We start from the raw sequence: 18,068 nt of genomic DNA on the forward strand, positions 1-18,068 counted from the left end.
CGTGCCTGCGGGCTTGATGCGACCAAAGCGCGCTGCCGCGCCTTAGTTTTGCGCTTTTGGCGTCACATCTGTGCCAAAGTGCAACAGTTCCGCGCCGCAGGGCAGCACGCCCAAGCTTTATTCTTTCAAAGCCCGCTCACCTATGCAAATCTCCCTTCGATGCCGCTAACTGTAAGCGGCTCCTATCGGTCATGACGGAGATTACTATGAAAAAGATCGCTACCATCGCTCTGGCCCTCGGCCTCACCGGTTCTGCTGCATTTGCTGGCGGCTACGTCGCTCCTGTTGTTGAGCCCGAGCCCGTTGTGGTTCAGCAGTCGTCCTCCTCGAACGCTGGGATCATCATCCCGGTTCTTCTGCTGGTTGCCGTCGCTGTTGCAGCGTCGAACAACTAAGTTCGGACGATACCAAGTTAGAAAAGGCCGGAGCGCGTGCGCTTCGGTCTTTTTTAATGTCTGAGTGCGCGCCAGTGCGTAGGTGTCGCGACACGAAAAAGCCCCCGGGTTTCGGGGGCTTTCGTGTATCGGAATTGGGCTAGGGGCAGCGGGCTTAGTTGCGCAACTGTTGGATCGCGACATAGCCCAATCCCGGCCCAACCCATTGCCGTGAGGCCAAAATCGTGCCGCCCGCAACGAGATAGCTCATGTCCAGACTGACGCCCGAGCCCTCGCAATGCTCGCCGACCTGCTGGGCGGTGACGGGGCCTTGCTGCACCGTGCCGCCCGGCGTGATCGTGCAGGACACGGGCAGGGGGCGTTCCTCGCCATCGCCATCGAGATAGCGATAAACGCGCGGCGCGGTGCCAGCCTTGGCGGCGCGGATCAGCGCTCCGGCAGCGCTGGTATCGGCTGACATCAGGTCGCGCCCGAATCCGCGTGTGCCTGCCAGCAGCCCGCCGCGCAGCACGAAGGCGCGCTGATCGGGGGTTTGATAGGTGCGCATCGTGCCGTTTTGACCGCGCATCGCAGCGACGGTCGCGGCCTTGTTGGCCTCAAATGTGACCATGATCACAGGGCCTTGCAGAGATTGCAGCGCAGCGGCGGCCAGCGCGTTGGGGTCTTGCGGTGCCGCATTTTCGGCGGCTTTCTTTTTGCCCGGCAGCACCTGACCCAGCGCCGAGGTCACCATTTTGACTCCGCCTGATTTCTTTTCCTGAATGCCTGCGCTGTCATGGCTACACGCGCCAAGCGCCGCGATCAGCGCAGTCGCGCCAAGGACGCTCCGGCTCATCGCCAGAACCTCCCCCAATCGCGATACAGCCCACCTTGCTGGCTGCCATCCAGCGTCTCATACAAGCGGCCCTGCACATCCACGCGCGCCCCACCATCGCCGACATAGGGGCGCAGTGTGGTCGAGAAGCTTTTGAGCGAAGGCATGCCCGTTGCATAGCCCAGCGGGATCGTCAGGCGGACGCCCTTGTCAAACTTACCCGGCCCGAAATCGCTGCCCGACATATCGGTGAGCGTCGCCCAAGCGCCGACTTTCCAGCCATTGGCCAATTCGCGATCCAGCGAAATCGTCGCGCCGAAATCGCGCGCCAGATAGCGCCCGACATCCAACTCGCCCGTCAGCCCGTTGCCAAAGTCGTAATAGGCCGAGAGGAAGGCGGTGGTCGTCGAATAGTCGAGGAAGGAGAAATGCTGATCGTAGTCACGCTGCTTGACCACGTTCACTTCGGCACCCAGCGCCAAACGGCTATCGACCGGTTTCCACAGCAATTCGCCCGAAACCCCGCCATACATCTGTTCCAGCAGACCGACTGTGACGCGCGAATATAGATTGTCGGCGGGGCGACCGTAGGCGGCAAAGGTCAGGTAGGGAATCGTGAGATCGCCCTCGCGCTGATATTCGTAAATGTCGCTGCGCACATGCTGCACGGTCGAGGTCGAGGTCTTCGGATTGTCGTCAAGATTGCCAATCGCCTTTTGGCGCAGTGCGCCTGCAACCACCAGACCGGGCGCGAATTCATAGCGCCCGCTAAGCGTGACGCCGAGATCTGCGTGCAGATCTTCGATGGGATCAAAGGGCGACAGTTCGAGATAGGGCGCGATGCCCCACAGCAGGCGCGGATAGACGCCGGGCGTCTGCGTGAAGCCGCGATTGCCGCGCTCGCTTTCCCCGATCTGCGCAACGGTGGCAATCTGCGTCGAGGGGCCGTTTTCCAGCCGCTCGATGTCCGAGCGTTTCAGCGTCGTGGTCGACGCGGGCATGCCGCGCTCCATCAAGGTGACCTTGATCGTGTCGATCGATGCGGGCAGGGCGCGGCTTGCGATGCGCGCGGCGTGACCGATGGCTTGGGGATTGGCGCGATAGGTCTCGTTTGAGATGCGCAGATCGGCGCTGGTGGGCGAAAGTTTCATCGCCTCAAGCACTTGGCCGTCTTTCATCAGCGCATCGCCGATGGATTTCTGGATCGCGGGTTGCGCGGTCGGGTCTTGCGCCCAATCGGTGGCGTAGGCTTGGGGATTGCTGGCGCGCGAAGGGCGCGGCGCGACGGGAACGGGCGCGCGTTCCAGCCCCGAAGGTGCGGCGGGCTGGCGCGGATCGAGCGCGATATTGAACTGGAAGCCAACCTTGGAGCCGTGCAAAACATAGCCCGACACCGACGCGATATTATTGATCTTGTAATCGACGCCGAAATTCAGCGGGGTCTTGTTGTCAAACCCGTTTGCGGCGGTTTCGGCGGTGTAGTCATCGTCGCTATATTCAGCCTTGAGCGCGATTTTGTCGGTCGCCTGCCAGATCACCGAGGCGAAGGGCGCGGACGGTCCTTTGAACCAAGTGTCATTGTTTAGCCCGCCCGAAAGCGACGCGGCAGGACGTGTGCCACCGCCCGAACCGCCCGAGCCAAGCCGACCCCAGCCCCAACCCACACTCGCGCGCAGACGCGGCGTGAAGGTCTTGGTGGCCACCACATATTCCGAGGCGTAAACCCCGTCACCAAACATATCGCGCAGCCCAACGGCAAAGGCCGGACGCCAGCCCTTTTCCTTGAGCAATTGCAGATGCAGATCAAAGCTGCGGTCCTTGAGGGTATCCCCGCCAACGCCCAGCCCTTTTTCGCGCGAAAAGCGCAGGGTGGCGGTCAGGCGCGGGAACATCTGAAACGAGAAATTGCCGCGCTGGCTGTCGGAATAACCAGAGACCGAGGCAACCAGTTCGCCATCGCGAAACGTCTCGGCGGTGGGAGTGTCGATCACGCCGGGTGCGCCAAGGGTGCCGATGCTCCACGCGAGTTGATTCTGGGCGAGTTGATCTTGCGCATGGGCCGTCTGTGCAAAGCCCATCCCTGCCAAAAGCGCTGCGCTTGCGATGCCACCCGTAATCCGTTTCATGCGTCTTCCCTCAAAACCGCGTCTCTTGAGGGTATTTCTAGACGAGGTGACGTGATTTTGCGAGCGTATCGGGCGCAAGATTGGCGTTTCTTGGGGCAGGGTTGCATCCTTGCCGCGCGTCAAATGCTGAAAACCGTGGCTGCGGCAATCTGTCTAAATGATCCGCAGAAAGTTCACGATATAAGATAACATATCATAGCGAGGAAATGATGTCTCACGAGTTGTCCCAATCCGATCAAAAACGTAGTGGTCATCGCGGTGGTCACGGCGGCGGCCGGGGGCAGGGCATGGGCCCTGATCGCGCCCAGCGTCATCATGACGATCAGGCCGATTTCCACGCGCTTTTGAAGCATTACGACCAGATCACCCGCAGCGTCACCAACACGCACGACGGGATCGTCGCCGAGACTCGTTCAGATGACCCTGCGATTGCGGCGCTGATCCGCAAACATGCCCACGCGATGCATGCGCGCATGGTCGAAAAATGGGGTTTGCGCCATTGGGATCCGGCCTTTGCCGAAATCTTTGCGCAGGCCGACAAGGTCGAACTGGTGCTGCACGATCTGCCCGATGGGGTTTGCGCGGTTGAGCGCTCTGACGATGCGAATGTGGCGCTTTTGATTCAGGTGCATGGCGCTGTGGTCAGCGCCTTTGTGAACGGTGGGGCAAAGGTCGCGGCGCAAGCAAGCCCGCTGCCTGAGGCCTACATTCGAATGGCCGGTTCGTCTCCGGCCGGGTGAGCGACCCGACGGCTTATTGCGTCCCTAAAGCCGTCGGGTCCGCCCATATTCTACATACAGGCTGCAAATAGCGCGCGGGTGTTTTCGCGTGTCATTTCAACGGGGTTGCCGCCGCAAGACGGGTCTTCCAGCGCCATTTCGGTCAGCTCATCCAGACGCGCAGGATCAATGCCCATTGCGGTTAGGTTTGCCGGGATCGACAGTTCGGTGCGCAACGCCAGGATGCGCGCCTTGAATCCGTCGAACCCGCCCGCAATGCCCAAATAGGCAGCCGCGCGGGTGATGCGGTCCTCAATCTTAGCGCGGTTGAAGTCGAGCACCATCGGCATCACCACAGCGTTCGTCGTGCCGTGATGAGTGCCGTAAACCGCGCCGATCGGGTGGCTTAGCGAATGGATCGCGCCCAGACCCTTTTGGAACGCAACCGCGCCCATCGCGGCGGCGGACATCATCTGCGCGCGCGCGTTCAGATCATTGGGCGTGGCGTAGGCGCGGGGTAGGTTTTCGAACACCAGCCGCATGCCTTCCAGCGCGATGCCTTGGCTCATTGGGTGGTAATGGGGGCTGCAATAGGCCTCTAGGCAATGGGCCAGCGCATCCATGCCGGTGCCTGCGGTGATAAACGCGGGCATCCCGACGGTCAGTTCAGGGTCGCAGATCGTGACAGCGGGCAGCAGTTTGGGATGAAAGATGATCTTTTTCTTATGGGTCTGTGAATTGGTCAGAACCCCTGCGCGCCCGACCTCGGAGCCGGTGCCAGCGGTGGTGGGCACGGCGATGATCGGCGCGATGGCGTCGCTATCCGCGCGCGTCCACCAATCGCCGACATCTTCCAGATCCCAGACGCTGAGAGCAGGGTCCTGATGGGCCATCAGCGCAATCATTTTGCCCAGATCCAACGCCGAGCCACCGCCGAAACACACCACGCCATCATGCCCGCCCGCTTTATAGGCGGCAATGCCGTCGGCCATGTTGGTCTCGTTCGGGTTCGGATCGACGTCACTGAAAACGGCACGGCCAAGGCCCGCTGCGTCAAGAATATCAAGAGCTTGTGCGGTAATCGGCAGGGTCGATAGCGCCTTGTCGGTCACCAGAAGCGGCTTGGTCATGCCAGCCGATTTGCAGTGATCGGCCAGTTCCGCGATCCGGCCGGGGCCGAATTTGATCGCGGTGGGATAGGACCAGTTCGCAGTGGGAGCGTTCATTTCGTCACCTTCTTGAGATGGTAGGATTTCGGGCGCGTCAGCGCGTGATAGCCCAGCACCGACAACGAGTTCCCCCGACCCGTTTCCTTGCACCCCGTCCAGCATAAGGCCGGGTCGAGATAGTCGCAGCGGTTCATGAACACGGTGCCGGTTTGCAGTCGTGCGCCAATCGCCTCGGCGCGCACGGGGTCGGCGGTCCAGAGCGAACAGGTCAGGCCATATTGGCAATCGTTCATCGCCGCGATTGCCTCTTCATCATTTTTGACCGACATGATGCCGACCACGGGGCCAAAACTTTCCTCGCGCATCACCCGCATCTCGTGATTGACGTTGATCAGAATTTGCGGCGCCAGATAGGCCCCCCCGTCATCGGCGGGGAACATCGCGGGGTCCAGCAGCGGCTGCGCGCCCTCGTTGATCGCATCCGCGATCTGGCCGCGCACGACCTCGGCAAAGCGTTTGTTCGCCATCGGGCCAAGCGTGGTGTCGGCGTCAAACGGGTTGCCGAGCTTCAGCTTGCTCGCCCAGTCAATCGCCTTGCCCACGAAAGCGTCAAACAGGCTTTCGTGGACGTAAATCCGTTCAATCCCACAGCAGCATTGCCCCGCGTTGAACAGCGCGCCATCCATCAGCCCATCGACGGCGGCGTCCAGATCGGCGTCCTCGGCGACATAGCCGGGGTCTTTGCCGCCCAGTTCCAGTCCCATGCCGACAAACGTCCCCGCGGCGGCCTTTTCCAGCGCCCGCCCGCCCCCGACAGAGCCGGTGAAGTTAATGAAATCAAAGGCGCGCTCGCCCAGCAGTTTTTCGGTCACGTCATGTGTGAGGAAGACGTTTTGGAACACGTCCTCGGGGATGCCAGCAGCGTGGAAAGCCTGCGCGATACGCTCGCCCACCAGCATCGTTTGCGTGGCGTGTTTCAGCACCACCGTATTGCCTGCAATCAGCGCGGGCACCAGCGAGTTGATCACCGTCATATAAGGGTAATTCCACGGCGCGATGATCAACACCACACCCATCGGCTCGCGCGCGATCTGGCGCAGGGCGGTGGCGCTGTCCTCGATCACCATCGGCGCAAGCGAGGACTCGGCAATCGAGATCATGTAGTTTGCGCGTTCGTTCATGCCGCTAAATTCGCCGCCGTAACGTGTCGGGCGGCCCATTTGCCAGGCGAGTTCCTCGACCACCTGATCCTTCATTTCATTGAGCGCGGCGATGCCCGCCTGCACCAGCGCGATACGCTCGCCCAAGGGGCGCGCGGCCCACGAGGGCTGCGCGGCACGTGCGCGCGCGACCATCATTTGCGCATCAGGGTGCGAGAGCGTTTCCCGCTCGCCATAAACCTGCCCGTCAACGGGCGAGATACATTCGATCACTTTTGACATGGGGTCTCCTTGCGGGCGATCTGCCCGCGTCTTGGCAAAGTCTTAGGCGCGTTCAAAGCCGCGCGCACGTTCCCAATCGGTCACGATGCGGTTTTGTTCGCGGATTTCCCAGCGCGCGGCATGGGTGTAATGGGCCATCACCTGATCGCCAAAGGCGGCGCGCAGCATGGCGCTGGCGTGGAGCGCTTCGGCGGCCTCGGGTAGGGATTTTGGCACATCAACCACATCGCCCGCCTTGTAAAGATCGCCGCCTGCCTCGGGGCCGGGGTCGATTTCACCCTCAATCCCCGCAAGGCCAGCGGCCAGCAGCGCGGCGCAGGCCAGATAGGGGTTCAGGTCTGATCCGCCAATGCGACATTCCACACGCACGGATTTGGTGTCTTCGCCGCAGATGCGGAATCCAGCGGTGCGATTATCGAGCGACCAGACGGCTTTGGTGGGGGCAAATAGCCCCTCGCAAAAGCGTTTGTAGCTGTTGGTGTAAGGCGCAAGAAAATAGGTGATGTCGCGGGCGTATTTCAGTTGCCCGCCCAAGAAATGGCGCATCAGGTCTGACATGCCATGAGGCGCGTTAGCGTCAAAAAACGCGTTCTTGCCACCTTTCCACAGCGATTGGTGGACGTGGCTGGACGAGCCGGCCTTATCGGTGTGATATTTCGCCATGAAGGTCGCCGAAAGCCCGTGTTGTTGCGCAATCTCCTTGGTGCATTGTTTCACAAGAACATGCATGTCGGCGGTCTCAAGCCCGGGGGCGTATTTGACGTTGAGCTCTTCCTGCCCGCGCTCTGCCTCGCCCTTGGAGCATTCCACCGGGATTCCTGCATGATACAATGCGTTGCGCATGTCGCGCAGCGCGGGTTCGGTGCGTGCATTGCCAAAGATCGAATAGTCGATATTTTGGCGCGAGGCCGGGGTCGGGTCGGGGTAGCCCGCGTCAAACAACTCGGGGTAGCTTTCCTCGAACAGGAAGAATTCCAACTCGGTCGCCATCATCACATCAAAGCCCAGCGACTTCGCACGCGCGATCTGCGATTTCAGCATCGAACGGGGCGCGTGGGGCACGGGCGTGCCGTGATGATCAAGCAGATCGCACAACACGAGCGCCGTTCCGGGCACCCAAGGGATCAGGCGCAGCGTTTCCATATCGGGCTTCATGACGTAATCGCCATAGCCGCGTTCCCAGCTTGAGGCCTCATAGCCCGGCACGGTTTCCATCTCAAGATCGGTGGCTAGAAGGTAGTTGCAGCAATGGGTTTCTTGCCAGCCGCTTTCGACAAAATGCGCGGCGTGGAACCGCTTGCCCTGAAGACGGCCCTGCATGTCGATAAGGGCGACGATCACGGTGTCGATCTCATTGGCTTTGACAGCCTTTTTGAGCGCATCGAATGAGAACTTGGCGGGCATGGAATCCTCCGGGTGGACAGCGGGCTGCGCGACAGTGCCGCGCGGCGGCGCGCTCGGCAAGGGGCAGCGTATGGGAAAGAGGGCGCGGCAAGGAAATTTACCCCGACGCGCCCCCGGTTATTGCTTAGCCATAACGGTAGGGCGGGCCTGCTTTGCCCATCGTTTCGTTGTATTTCTTAAAGATATCAACGACTTTGGCCTTAAGCGGGCTTTCGGCAGCAATCTCATCCCAGAACACATGCGCGGCATCTTCGACCTGTTTCCATTCCGCATCTGGGATCGTGGTCAACTGCATTTCGGTGCCGTCCACGCGAAGCTTGGCCTCGCCTGCCCAATACCAGTATTGGCGGTGATAATGGGACTGATCAAAGCAGGTTTTCATCAGCGTCTTGAGCCGATCGGGCACGGCGTTCCAGCGATCCATATTGGCAAAGAAATGCCCGACCCACGCACCCGAGATGTTATTGGTCAGGAAATAGGGCGCGTTCTTGCCCCAGCCCGAGGTGTAATCCTCGGTGATGCCCGACCACGCTACGCCGTCCAACTCGCCGGTTTGCAGCGCGACCTCGACATCTTCCCACGGGATGGTGACCGGAACGACGCCGAACTGCGCAAGGAAGCGACCCGCCGTCGGGAAGGTAAAGACACGTTTGCCCTTAAGATCGGCCAGTGCGTTTACCGGTTCCTTCATCGCGAAGTTGCACGGATCCCACGAGCCCGCCGAGATGTGTTTCACACCCACGGCTGAATACTGTTCGTCCCAGATCTCGTTCAGGCCCCATTCGTTAAACAGGGTCGGCACATCCAGCGAATAGCGCAGGCCAAACGGGAAATAGCCGCCAAACACCGTGACTTCGGTAGGCGAGGCCATGCTGTCATCATCGGACTGCACCGCGTCAATCGTGCCCGCTTGCATAGCGCGAAATAGCTCGGACGTGGGCACAAGCTGGTCGGCGTAATACAGCTCGATCTCCATTTCGCCATCGGCGATTTCGTTGAAGGTCTTGATGCAGTTATCCACGACCTGTTCGGCCAATGCAGGTCCGGCATAGGTCTGCATCCGCCATTTGATCGGCGTGGTTTGCGCGAGGGCCGGGGTTGCTAGCCCGGCTGCCGCCGCACCCACCGCGCCGGTGGTTAGAAACTTTCTTCTGGTTGTCATCACTTTCACTCCTTGTTGGTTACAAGGCCCGGTTGCTCCGGGCTCTGGTTATCGTCCAAGAACCACATGCGGCAGCCACAGCGCCAATTGTGGAAAGAGCATCACGAGGATCAGCGTCAGCAGCATCACCCCCACGAACGGAAAGACCGAGCGGTAAATTACCGGCAGGGTGAATTCGGGCGGTGCCATCGCCTTCATCAGGAACAGGTTATATCCGAAGGGCGGGGTCAGATAGGCGATCTGACAGGTGATGGTATAAAGGATTCCATACCAGATCAGATCAAAGCCGAGGTGACGCGCAAGGCTGACATAGACGGGGGCCACGATCACCAGCATCGCGGTGTCATCCAGAAACATCCCCATCACCAGAAAACTAAGCTGCATCAGGATCAGGATCTGCCACGGGCCAAGGCCCAGACCTTCGGTGAAGAAATCCTCGATTGCGCGCCCGGCACCCAGCCCGTCAAACACCGCGCCAAAGGACAGCGCGGCGGTGATGATAAGCATGAACATCACGGTGATCTGCATCGTCTGGCGCGTGGTGGTCTGGAACACCTGCCACGTAAAGCGGCGCTTGATGACTGCGGCGAATACGGCGGCTAGCGCACCGATCACCGAGGCCTCGGTCAGGCTTGCCCAACCCTTAAGGAACGGCACCATCATCGCGACGAAAATGAACACTGGCAGCAGGCCCGCCCGCAACAGCCGCAGCTTTTCGCGCATCGTGATGGCGGCGCGCTCGTCAGCGTCCATCGGTGGGGCGAGGCTAGGGTTCAACCGGCAGCGGATCACGATATAGATCACGAACAGCGTCGCCATCAGCAGCCCCGGAATCGCACCCGCCAGCCAGAGTTCCGACACCGGCTGGCGCGCAATCAGCGAGAACAGCACCAGCACGACCGAGGGTGGAATCAGAATGCCAAGGCTCGATCCGGCCTGAATGACGCCGGAAATCATCAGCTTGTCATAGTCGCGCCGCAGCAGTTCGGGCAGCGCAATGGTCGCGCCAATCGCCATGCCCGCCACCGACAGCCCGTTCATCACCGAGATCATCACCATCAGCATGATCGTGCCAATTGCAAGGCCCCCCGGCAGCGGCCCGAACCAGACGTGAAACATCCGGTACAGGTCTTCGGCGAGGCGGCTTTCAGACATGACATAGCCCATGTAGACGAACATCGGCAGCGTCAGCAGCGGCGTCCATTTCATCAGCTTCATCACCGAGCCAAAGCCCATCTGCGTCCCCCCCGGCCCCCAAAGGGCAAAGGCGGCAACCACGGCGACAAAGCCGATCGCGCCAAACACGCGCTGGCCGGTGATCATCATCAGCAGCATCGTCGAAAACATCAAAAGCGCGATGGTGTTGTGATCCATCAGATCTCCTCTCCGCGGATCGTCGCGATATCGCGGATCAAAAGAACGGTGGCTTGCAGGAACATCAGAAAGAACCCGGCGGTGATGATGGTCTTGATCGGCCACATGTAGGGCCGCCACGCGCTTGGATTTCGCTCGCCATATTCAAAGGCATAGACGGTGGAATCGAACGCCGAATAGACCATGATCCCCAGGTAGAACATCAGCGCAAACACGGTGAACGCATCCCACCACGCCTGACCTTTGCGCGAAAATCGCGTGTAAAACAGGTCCATGCGCACATTGGTGTCGCCCTGCAAGGTCCACGGCGCGCCCAGCATGTAATAGGCAACCAGCGTGAATTGCGCCATTTCCAGCGTCCAAAGCGCGGGGATATGGGCGATTTTGGTGATCGAGGAATACAGCATGATCGCCATGATCACATAAAGCAGATACATCGTGATCTTGCCGAGGCGGCGGTTCAACCCCTCGACAAAACGGACATAGGCGCAAATCCATGCGGGCATCAGGCGGCCTCCCCGGTTTGCTGGCTCAGGCGCGCGATTGCAGCGCGCAGCACTGGCGCAAGGGTCGCTGCCATCGCAATTTGCGCGTCCTCATCCGCGATCAGATCGTTGCGCAGCTCTAACATGACATGGGGCAGGCCCATCGGCGTCGCCTGTAGTGCGAGCGTATGCGTGACGCCATCAGCAGCCGAATAGGGATCGTTCAGGCGCGTATCCAGATTGGTTTGCGTCTGCGCCTCTTGCAGGACGCCTTGGGCCAGCGCGGGATCGGCATCATGGATCACGCCCAACTCGACGCTGCGCGGCTGCCCGAAATAGACGGGCGTAAAGGAATGCACCGTGATCAGTACGGGCTGCGTTCCTCGCGCCAGCTTACGCGCGATTAAGGCGCGCAACTGGGCGTGAAAGGGCAGATACAGTGCCACGGTGCGTGCCAGTCTGTCTTGCGCACTTAGGGCTTGGTTGCCGGGAATATCGGTCGTTTCGGATCGCGTAGGCATTGCGCCCGAGTGGTGCGGCGGGCGGTTGAGATCATAGATCAGCCGCGATTGGCACGCGGAGGCCAGCGGCGCGTCAAGCTGCATGGCCAGCGCGCGCGCCAAGCCCAAAGCGCCCGGATCCCACGCGATATGGGCCGCGCGCTGGGCACCGCTTAGCCCCAGATCGCCCCACGGCTCTGGTAGCGCGTTAGAGGCATGCTCGCACACCAGGACACAGCGACCCGCGCGCTCGGCCCCCTCAATCTGGATCGGTGTTTCGCCGCGCTTGTCGTCCGCCGCCATCGATTCCCTCGCCCCGGTATCCGTTGTATTGTGTAAACAGGCTCGCCTTAGCGCCCCATTTGTGTCAAGATTTTTTCAGGATTTCTGAATCTGTTACGATTTGTTCGTGCATGCGGATAAAGGAGTGCTCAATTTGGCAGCAGCCACGCAAAACATCGAAGACCAGATCGGGCGCGCCATCGAGGGGATGACGCGCGCCGAACGTCAGCTTGCCAGCCATATCCTGCGCCATTATCCGGTGGCGCTGCTTGGCTCGGTGACGGCGCTGGCCAAGGCGGCGGAGGTGTCGTCACCCACGGTGGTCCGGCTGGCGCAAAAGATGGGCTTTGGCGGCTATCCGGGGCTGCAACAAGCGGTGCGCGACGAGTTAGAGGCGCGGCTGGTCTCGCCGCTGGCCAAGCATGACCGCTGGGCCGAGGCCGCGCCCGAAACCCACATCCTCAACCGCTTTGCCGATGCGGTGCTGGGCAATTTGCAGGCCACATTGGCGCAGATCGATCATGCGCAATTCGACGCCGCCGCCGCGCTGCTGGCTGATCCCGAGCGGAGGATTTTTGCCACGGGCGGGCGTGTCACCCTGCCTATAGCGCAATATTTCACCACCCATATGAAGGTGATCCGCCCCGGCGTGGAATTGCTTGAGCCGGTCTCAAACGCGTGGCCGCCCGCGATGCTAGAGATGCGCGCGGGCGACGTGCTGTTGGTCTTTGACATTCGCCGCTATGAAAACAACGTGCTGCAGCTGGTGGAAATGGCGGCAGAGCAGGGGGCTGAGGTTGTGCTGATGACCGACCCTTGGGTCAGCCCAGCGGCGGCCCACGCACGCTATCGCTTTTCCGCCCAGATCGAGGTGCCAAGCGCATGGGACAGCACAGTCGCGTTGCAGGTTCTCGTCGAGACGTTGATGGCAGCGGTGCAATCGCTGACATGGGAGGAAACGGCGGCGCGGATGAAGCGGCTAGAATCGCTGTACGATCGCGCGCGGTTTTTCCGGCGCGGCAAGTAGCGGCTGCATCGCAGGCCGAAGAATACCTTAGTATAAAACTCGCCTATTGTTTTCTCTGACAGTTTAAGTCAGTTATATCCCCGACATCCGCGCAGGACGTCGATTGATCGCACTGGATCACTTGATGTCGCGCCATGACCCATCGGTGGGAGCCGGAGGGGTCAAAGCTAGTAGCGGTGCCATTGGGAAATGCACTCTGGGAGACACAGATGATCCGGATATTTTTAAGCACAACGACGTTTGCCGTCGGGTTGGCAAGTGCTGCGCAGGCGCAAGATGCCTCGCAGGTGATTGCCACCTACGCCGATATTGCCGCCGCGAAATACGAAGATAGCCTGAGCACCGCGCGTCGGTTGCAAACTGCGGTGGACGCGCTGATCAAATCGCCCTCTGCCGAAGCACTGCAAGCCGCGCGCTCCGCTTGGATCGCCTCGCGCGTGCCCTATCAGCAGACCGAAGTTTACCGGTTCGGCAACGCGATAGTTGATGATTGGGAGGGGCGCGTGAACGCCTGGCCGCTGGATGAGGGGCTGATTGATTATGTTGACGGCGCGTACGGCGGGCCGACTGATGAAAACCAACTTGCGGCGCTGAACGTGATCGCGAACCCCGAATTCACGCTGTCGGGCAGTAAGATCGACGCCTCGAATATCACGCCCGCCCTGTTACAAGGCACGCTGCACGAGGTGGACGGGATCGAGGCAAATGTCGCCACCGGATATCATGCGATCGAATTTTTGCTTTGGGGGCAGGATCTGAACGGGCATGGCGATGGTGCAGGTGATCGCCGCTGGAGCGATTATGCCTCGGGCGATGCCTGCACGAACGGCAATTGCGAGCGGCGCGGGCAGTATCTGGTCGCTGCGACCGAGCTGCTGGTATCTGATCTGGGCTGGATGGCCGCGCAATGGGGGCAGGACGGGGCCGCGCGCGTGGAATTGACGGGGGATGAACGCGCGGGTCTGACGGCGATTTTGACCGGCATGGGGTCGTTATCATATGGCGAGCAGGCCGGAGAGCGGATGCGCCTTGGCCTGATGCTGAACGACCCCGAGGAAGAGCATGATTGTTTTTCCGACAACACCCATAACAGCCATTATTACGATGGGCTTGGCATCCAAAGCGCCTATCTGGGCGAATATGTGCGCGTCGATGGATCGCTTGTGTCGGGCGCGTCGCTGTCCGATCTGGTCGCGGCCAAGAACCCCGACCTTGACGCCGAAATGCGTGCGCGTCTGTCAGCCACGATGATGGCGTTGGGCCGGATCAAAACGGCGGCGGAAGCGGGGTTTGCCTATGACCAGATGCTTGAACGGGGCAATGAATCGGGGGAGCGGTTGATCATGGGCGGGGTAGATGCGCTGATCGCGCAGACGCGCTCGATTGAACGCGTTGTGAGTGAGCTGGATCTGGACGGCGTCGCGATTGAGACCTCGGACAGTCTCGAAAATCCTTCTGCTGTTTTTCAGTGAGTGAAACCGGGAGGCGCGGCGTATCCCGCGTCTCCAAGTTTGGACCGATGCCCATGAAATGGATGCCACTCGCGCTGGTGCCAATTACGGCGCTGTTTGTTACCTCCACGCCTGCCTTGGCGCAACCGTCGGGGGCGTCGCCTTGGGGTGGGCTGAAGGATGCCCATCTTGACGTGATCCCAAGGACCGAGGCAGAACGCGCCCGCATTGCGGCGGTCACGGCCTCGCCGCGCGACTTTTCCGCCCCTTGGGCCTTTGAGGAAAATGCAGGGGGCGCGCAGACCGTGCGCGTGCGCAACACGCCCGATGCATTTTCGCAACCCGCCGCCAATCTGACATTCCAGCAAGAGTTGGATTTTCGTGTCGGCAACGGGATGTTTCGCCGCATCTGGGTTTCGCCGCCCGCGTCGACGCTGGCCTCGGACGGGCTGGGGCCGCTTTACAATGCGCGCTCGTGCCAGCGTTGCCACCTAAAGGACGGGCGCGGCCACCCACCCGAGGGGCCACAGGATAGCGCGGTGTCGATGTTCCTGCGCGTGTCGATCCCCGCGCCCGACGCGCAAACGATCAAACATTACATTGAGGGCACCCATCCAAGCGCGCCCGAGCCGACCTATGGCACACAGATACAGGATTTCAGCTTGCCCGGTCACGCCCCCGAGGCGCAGATGCAGATCACCTATGAGCAGATCGAAATCCCGCTTTCGGGCGGAGAAAAGGCAACGCTTCGCCACCCGACCTATGCCGCTGCCGATCTTGGCTATGGCCCGCTTGCGCGCGGTGCCATGCTTAGCCCGCGCGTGGCGCAACAGATGATCGGCGTAGGCCTGCTTGAGGCAATCTCGACGCAAGATATTCTGGCTTGGGCCGATCCCGATGATGCGGATGATGATGGTATTTCAGGCCGCCCGCAGGTCGTTTGGTCAGAGGTGTATGATCAGCCGATGTTGGGCCGCTTTGGCCATAAGGCAGGCAACCCGACCGTGCTGGAACAGACCGCGAGCGCCTTTGCGGGTGACATCGGTATATCGAATCCGGTGCATCCGGCGGGCTCGGGTGAGTGCACCGATTTGCAGGCCGATTGCACCGCTGCGCTGGATGGCAGCAACCCGGAACAAGGCGGGCTAGAGATTGACCAGATCGGGCTTGATCTGGTGACGTTTTACAGCCGCACGCTGGCCGTGCCTTCGCGGCGCGCGGTAGCTGACCCAGACGTGATGCGCGGTCGGCAGGTGTTTTTCGACACGGGCTGTGCGTCATGCCATCGCCCCAATTACGTCACCCAGCGGCTGGCGGGCGACGACCCCGCCAGCTTCCAATTAATCTGGCCCTATAGCGACATGCTGCTGCATGACATGGGCGCCGGGCTGGCCGACAATCGCCCCGAAGGGCGTGCGGACGGGCGGGAATGGCGCACCGCTCCACTTTGGGGGATTGGGATGACGCAAACCGTCTCGGGCCACAGCTATTTTCTGCATGACGGTCGCGCGCGTTCCCTTATTGAGGCCGTGCTTTGGCATGGCGGCGAGGCCCAAACGGCGCGCGATGCGGTCGTCAGCATGCCCCCACAAGACCGCGCTGCCCTGATCAAATTCCTGGAGAGCCAATGAAGCTGCTTGTTGCCCTGACCCTTGCGCTTGGCGCAGCTACTGCCGCCTTTGCCGATGTTGACAGCGCGCTTGATCGCCACGTTCTGCCGGCTTTGAAAGACTTTGCGGAGGCCAGCGACACGCTGGCGCAAACCGCTGCGCGCGACTGCCGCCCTGACGCCGTGCGCCCCGCGTTTCAAGCAACATTTGATGCGTGGATGCAAATCGCGGATCTGCGGCTTGGCCCATCCGAGACCGGCGCGCTGTCGATCTATTTCTGGCCCGATACGCGCGGCTTTACCCAACGCTCAATAGCGCGCCTCGTCGCCGAGGAGGACCCAGTCGGTCGCGACCCGACCGCCTATCGCGATGTGTCGATTGCGGCGCGCGGGCTTTTTGCGCTGGAGATGCTACTTTATGATCCGGAGTTCGCTGATTATGACACGGGCAGCTACACCTGCGCATTGGTAACGACGATTTCAGCGGATTTGAACCATCAGGCCGATGATCTTGACGCGGCTTGGACAGATAGGTTCGCCAACATACTGCGCACCGCCGGAGAGGATGGGAATGCGACCTATCTGACGTCGGATGAGGCTTTGCGCGCGCTTTATACACAGATCCTGTCTTCGCTGGAATTCAGCGCAGATCAACGCCTTGGCCAGCCGATGGGTCGCTTTGATCGCCCCCGCCCGGCACGCGCCGAAGCCAGACGTTCGGCGCGCAGCCTGCGCAATGTCGTGCTGGCCAACGGCAGTGCCTATGATCTTGCCGCGTCGCTGGTGCAATGGGATCTACCCCTTAGCAAGGCCGCTCTCGCGCAGGTTCATCAGGCCGCTTCGCGCATATCGGACCCGGCCTTTCAAGATGTGGGCGACCCGCAAGCGCGCCTGCGCGTCGAGATCTTGCAGCAATCGGTGCGTGCGCTACGCACTGCCATCGAAACCGAGATCGGCGTGCGCCTTGGCATCACGCCCGGCTTTAACGCGCAAGACGGAGACTGATACCATGACCACACGCCGCAGTTTTCTTGCCTCGCTATTGGCCGCAGGCGCCGCACCGCGCCTTGGTTGGGCGGCGGTGGGCGATCCGTCCTATCTGGCAGCCGCGCGCGAGGGCGATGGCGGTTTCGCGCTCTACGGTCTTGACGGGGCAGGTCGCGCGACATTTCGCGTGCCGCTTCCCGCGCGCGGCCATGCCGGGGCGGGCCATCCAAAGCGTGCCGAAGCGGTGGCTTTTGCGCGCAGGCCCGGAACATTCGCGCTGGTCATCGACTGCGTCAGCGGCGCAGTTTTGCACCACCTTACCCCGCCCGAGCATCGCCAGTTCAACGGTCATGGCGTGTTCGCCCGCGCGGGCGCTGTGCTGTTCACAAGTGAGCAGAAAAGCGAGACAAGCGAAGGCGTTATCGGCGTCTGGGATGTCGGGTCGGGCTATACCCGGATCGGTGAAATGGCGAGCGCGGGGATCGGTCCGCATGATTTGCGCCTGATGCCGGATGGAAAAACGCTGGTGGTTGCCAATGGCGGCATCGCTACCGACCCCTCGGATCGCACAAAGCTTAACCTTGAAACGATGCGCCCGAACTTGACCTATCTCAGCCTTGCGGGAACGGTTCGGGATCAGGTCGAGCTGGAGCCGGATTTATGGCAAAATTCGATCCGCCATCTTGCGATCCGCTCAGACGGGCTTGTCGGGTTTGCGATGCAATGGGAGGGCGCGCCGGGGGCTGCCACGCCGCTGCTCGGCCTGCACCGTCGCGGCGCAGCGCTGGTGTTGGCGCAGGCGCCGCTGCGCGATGAGCTGGCGATGCAGGGCTACGCGGGCAGCATCGCCTTTAGCGGGGATAGCACGGAACTCGCTATTACTTCGCCGCGCGGCGGGCGGATGCACCGGTTTTCGAGCGAGGGCAAGTTTCTGGGCGTGGTGTCGCGGGCCGATATTTGCGGGCTTGCGCCGCAGGGAAATGGCTATCTTGCAAGCGACGGTTTGGGCGGGCTGATCGCTGTTGATCGAACTGGCCCCGCGCCGCTCGCGCGCCTTGAATGCGCTTGGGACAATCATATCGTTTCGCTGTGAACGAGAGATCCCGCGATGCCATCGGCGCA

At 61.2% G+C, this 18,068-nt stretch carries 16 protein-coding genes; 7 read left to right on the forward strand and 9 right to left on the reverse strand.

The features are described from left to right. The first annotated feature begins 206 nt into the window (after positions 1 to 206). On the forward strand, positions 207 to 395 hold the full coding sequence (locus ACN0SD_RS05850) for a hypothetical protein (RefSeq protein WP_038131614.1): 189 nt from the start codon (positions 207 to 209) through the stop codon (positions 393 to 395). A 154-nt stretch (positions 396 to 549) separates the two neighbouring features. On the opposite strand, the gene ACN0SD_RS05855 is transcribed toward ACN0SD_RS05850, so the two are convergent. Beyond that, on the reverse strand, positions 550 to 1,230 hold the full coding sequence (locus ACN0SD_RS05855; RefSeq protein WP_417807290.1) for a YjbF family lipoprotein: 681 nt from the start codon (positions 1,228 to 1,230) through the stop codon (positions 550 to 552). Then, positions 1,227 to 3,335, reverse strand: a complete 2,109-nt coding sequence (locus ACN0SD_RS05860) for a YjbH domain-containing protein (protein ID WP_417807291.1) — start codon at positions 3,333 to 3,335, stop codon at positions 1,227 to 1,229. Before ACN0SD_RS05860 ends, ACN0SD_RS05855 begins: the two co-directional genes overlap by 4 nt. A 287-nt stretch (positions 3,336 to 3,622) precedes the next feature. Here ACN0SD_RS05860 and ACN0SD_RS05865 point away from each other — a divergent pair, with 287 nt between their 5' ends. Further along, positions 3,623 to 4,075, forward strand: a complete 453-nt coding sequence (locus tag ACN0SD_RS05865) for a hypothetical protein (protein WP_417807292.1) — start codon at positions 3,623 to 3,625, stop codon at positions 4,073 to 4,075. Positions 4,076 to 4,125: 50 nt separating this feature from the next. On the opposite strand, the gene ACN0SD_RS05870 is transcribed toward ACN0SD_RS05865, so the two are convergent. The 7 genes from ACN0SD_RS05870 to ACN0SD_RS05900 all read right to left on the reverse strand — a co-directional run bounded on the left by ACN0SD_RS05870 (position 4,126) and on the right by ACN0SD_RS05900 (position 11,893). Continuing rightward, a complete protein-coding gene (locus tag ACN0SD_RS05870) occupies positions 4,126 to 5,280 on the reverse strand; it encodes an iron-containing alcohol dehydrogenase (protein WP_417807293.1) in 1,155 nt (384 codons plus the stop codon). Then, entirely contained in the window at positions 5,277 to 6,665 is a 1,389-nt protein-coding gene (locus ACN0SD_RS05875) for an aldehyde dehydrogenase family protein (protein WP_417807294.1), read from the reverse strand. Before ACN0SD_RS05875 ends, ACN0SD_RS05870 begins: the two co-directional genes overlap by 4 nt. A gap of 42 nt (positions 6,666 to 6,707) precedes the next feature. Further along, positions 6,708 to 8,069: a glutamine synthetase family protein gene (locus ACN0SD_RS05880; protein ID WP_417807295.1), complete on the reverse strand. Its 1,362-nt coding sequence runs from the start codon at positions 8,067 to 8,069 to the stop codon at positions 6,708 to 6,710. A 124-nt stretch (positions 8,070 to 8,193) separates the two neighbouring features. Then, positions 8,194 to 9,231 carry a TRAP transporter substrate-binding protein gene (locus ACN0SD_RS05885; RefSeq protein ID WP_417807296.1) on the reverse strand — a complete coding sequence of 346 codons (1,038 nt, stop codon included), beginning with the start codon at positions 9,229 to 9,231 and terminating at the stop codon, positions 8,194 to 8,196. Positions 9,232 to 9,279: 48 nt separating this feature from the next. Then, complete coding sequence (locus ACN0SD_RS05890) at positions 9,280 to 10,605, reverse strand: TRAP transporter large permease (RefSeq protein WP_417807297.1); 1,326 nt, start codon at positions 10,603 to 10,605, stop codon at positions 9,280 to 9,282. Beyond that, complete coding sequence (locus tag ACN0SD_RS05895) at positions 10,605 to 11,111, reverse strand: TRAP transporter small permease subunit (protein ID WP_417807298.1); 507 nt, start codon at positions 11,109 to 11,111, stop codon at positions 10,605 to 10,607. The genes ACN0SD_RS05890 and ACN0SD_RS05895 overlap by 1 nt, the downstream gene beginning before the upstream one ends. Continuing rightward, on the reverse strand, positions 11,111 to 11,893 hold the full coding sequence (locus ACN0SD_RS05900) for an N-formylglutamate amidohydrolase (RefSeq protein WP_417807299.1): 783 nt from the start codon (positions 11,891 to 11,893) through the stop codon (positions 11,111 to 11,113). Before ACN0SD_RS05900 ends, ACN0SD_RS05895 begins: the two co-directional genes overlap by 1 nt. Positions 11,894 to 12,026: 133 nt before the next feature. Here ACN0SD_RS05900 and ACN0SD_RS05905 point away from each other — a divergent pair, with 133 nt between their 5' ends. From ACN0SD_RS05905 to ACN0SD_RS05925, 5 genes are all read left to right on the forward strand, one after another. Beyond that, on the forward strand, positions 12,027 to 12,899 hold the full coding sequence (locus tag ACN0SD_RS05905; protein ID WP_417807540.1) for a MurR/RpiR family transcriptional regulator: 873 nt from the start codon (positions 12,027 to 12,029) through the stop codon (positions 12,897 to 12,899). Between the two features lie 209 nt (positions 12,900 to 13,108). After that, positions 13,109 to 14,371: an imelysin family protein gene (locus ACN0SD_RS05910; protein ID WP_417807300.1), complete on the forward strand. Its 1,263-nt coding sequence runs from the start codon at positions 13,109 to 13,111 to the stop codon at positions 14,369 to 14,371. Between the two features lie 62 nt (positions 14,372 to 14,433). Continuing rightward, positions 14,434 to 15,981, forward strand: coding sequence for a di-heme oxidoredictase family protein (locus ACN0SD_RS05915; protein ID WP_417807541.1), 1,548 nt, complete (start codon positions 14,434 to 14,436; stop codon positions 15,979 to 15,981). Next, a complete protein-coding gene (locus ACN0SD_RS05920; protein WP_417807301.1) occupies positions 15,978 to 16,964 on the forward strand; it encodes an imelysin family protein in 987 nt (328 codons plus the stop codon). Before ACN0SD_RS05915 ends, ACN0SD_RS05920 begins: the two co-directional genes overlap by 4 nt. A 4-nt stretch (positions 16,965 to 16,968) precedes the next feature. Next, a complete protein-coding gene (locus tag ACN0SD_RS05925) occupies positions 16,969 to 18,039 on the forward strand; it encodes a DUF1513 domain-containing protein (protein WP_417807302.1) in 1,071 nt (356 codons plus the stop codon). Positions 18,040 to 18,068 lie beyond the last annotated feature (29 nt).

The sequence above is a fragment of the Thioclava sp. genome (assembly GCF_048263065.1).
GTDB lineage: Bacteria > Pseudomonadota > Alphaproteobacteria > Rhodobacterales > Rhodobacteraceae > Thioclava.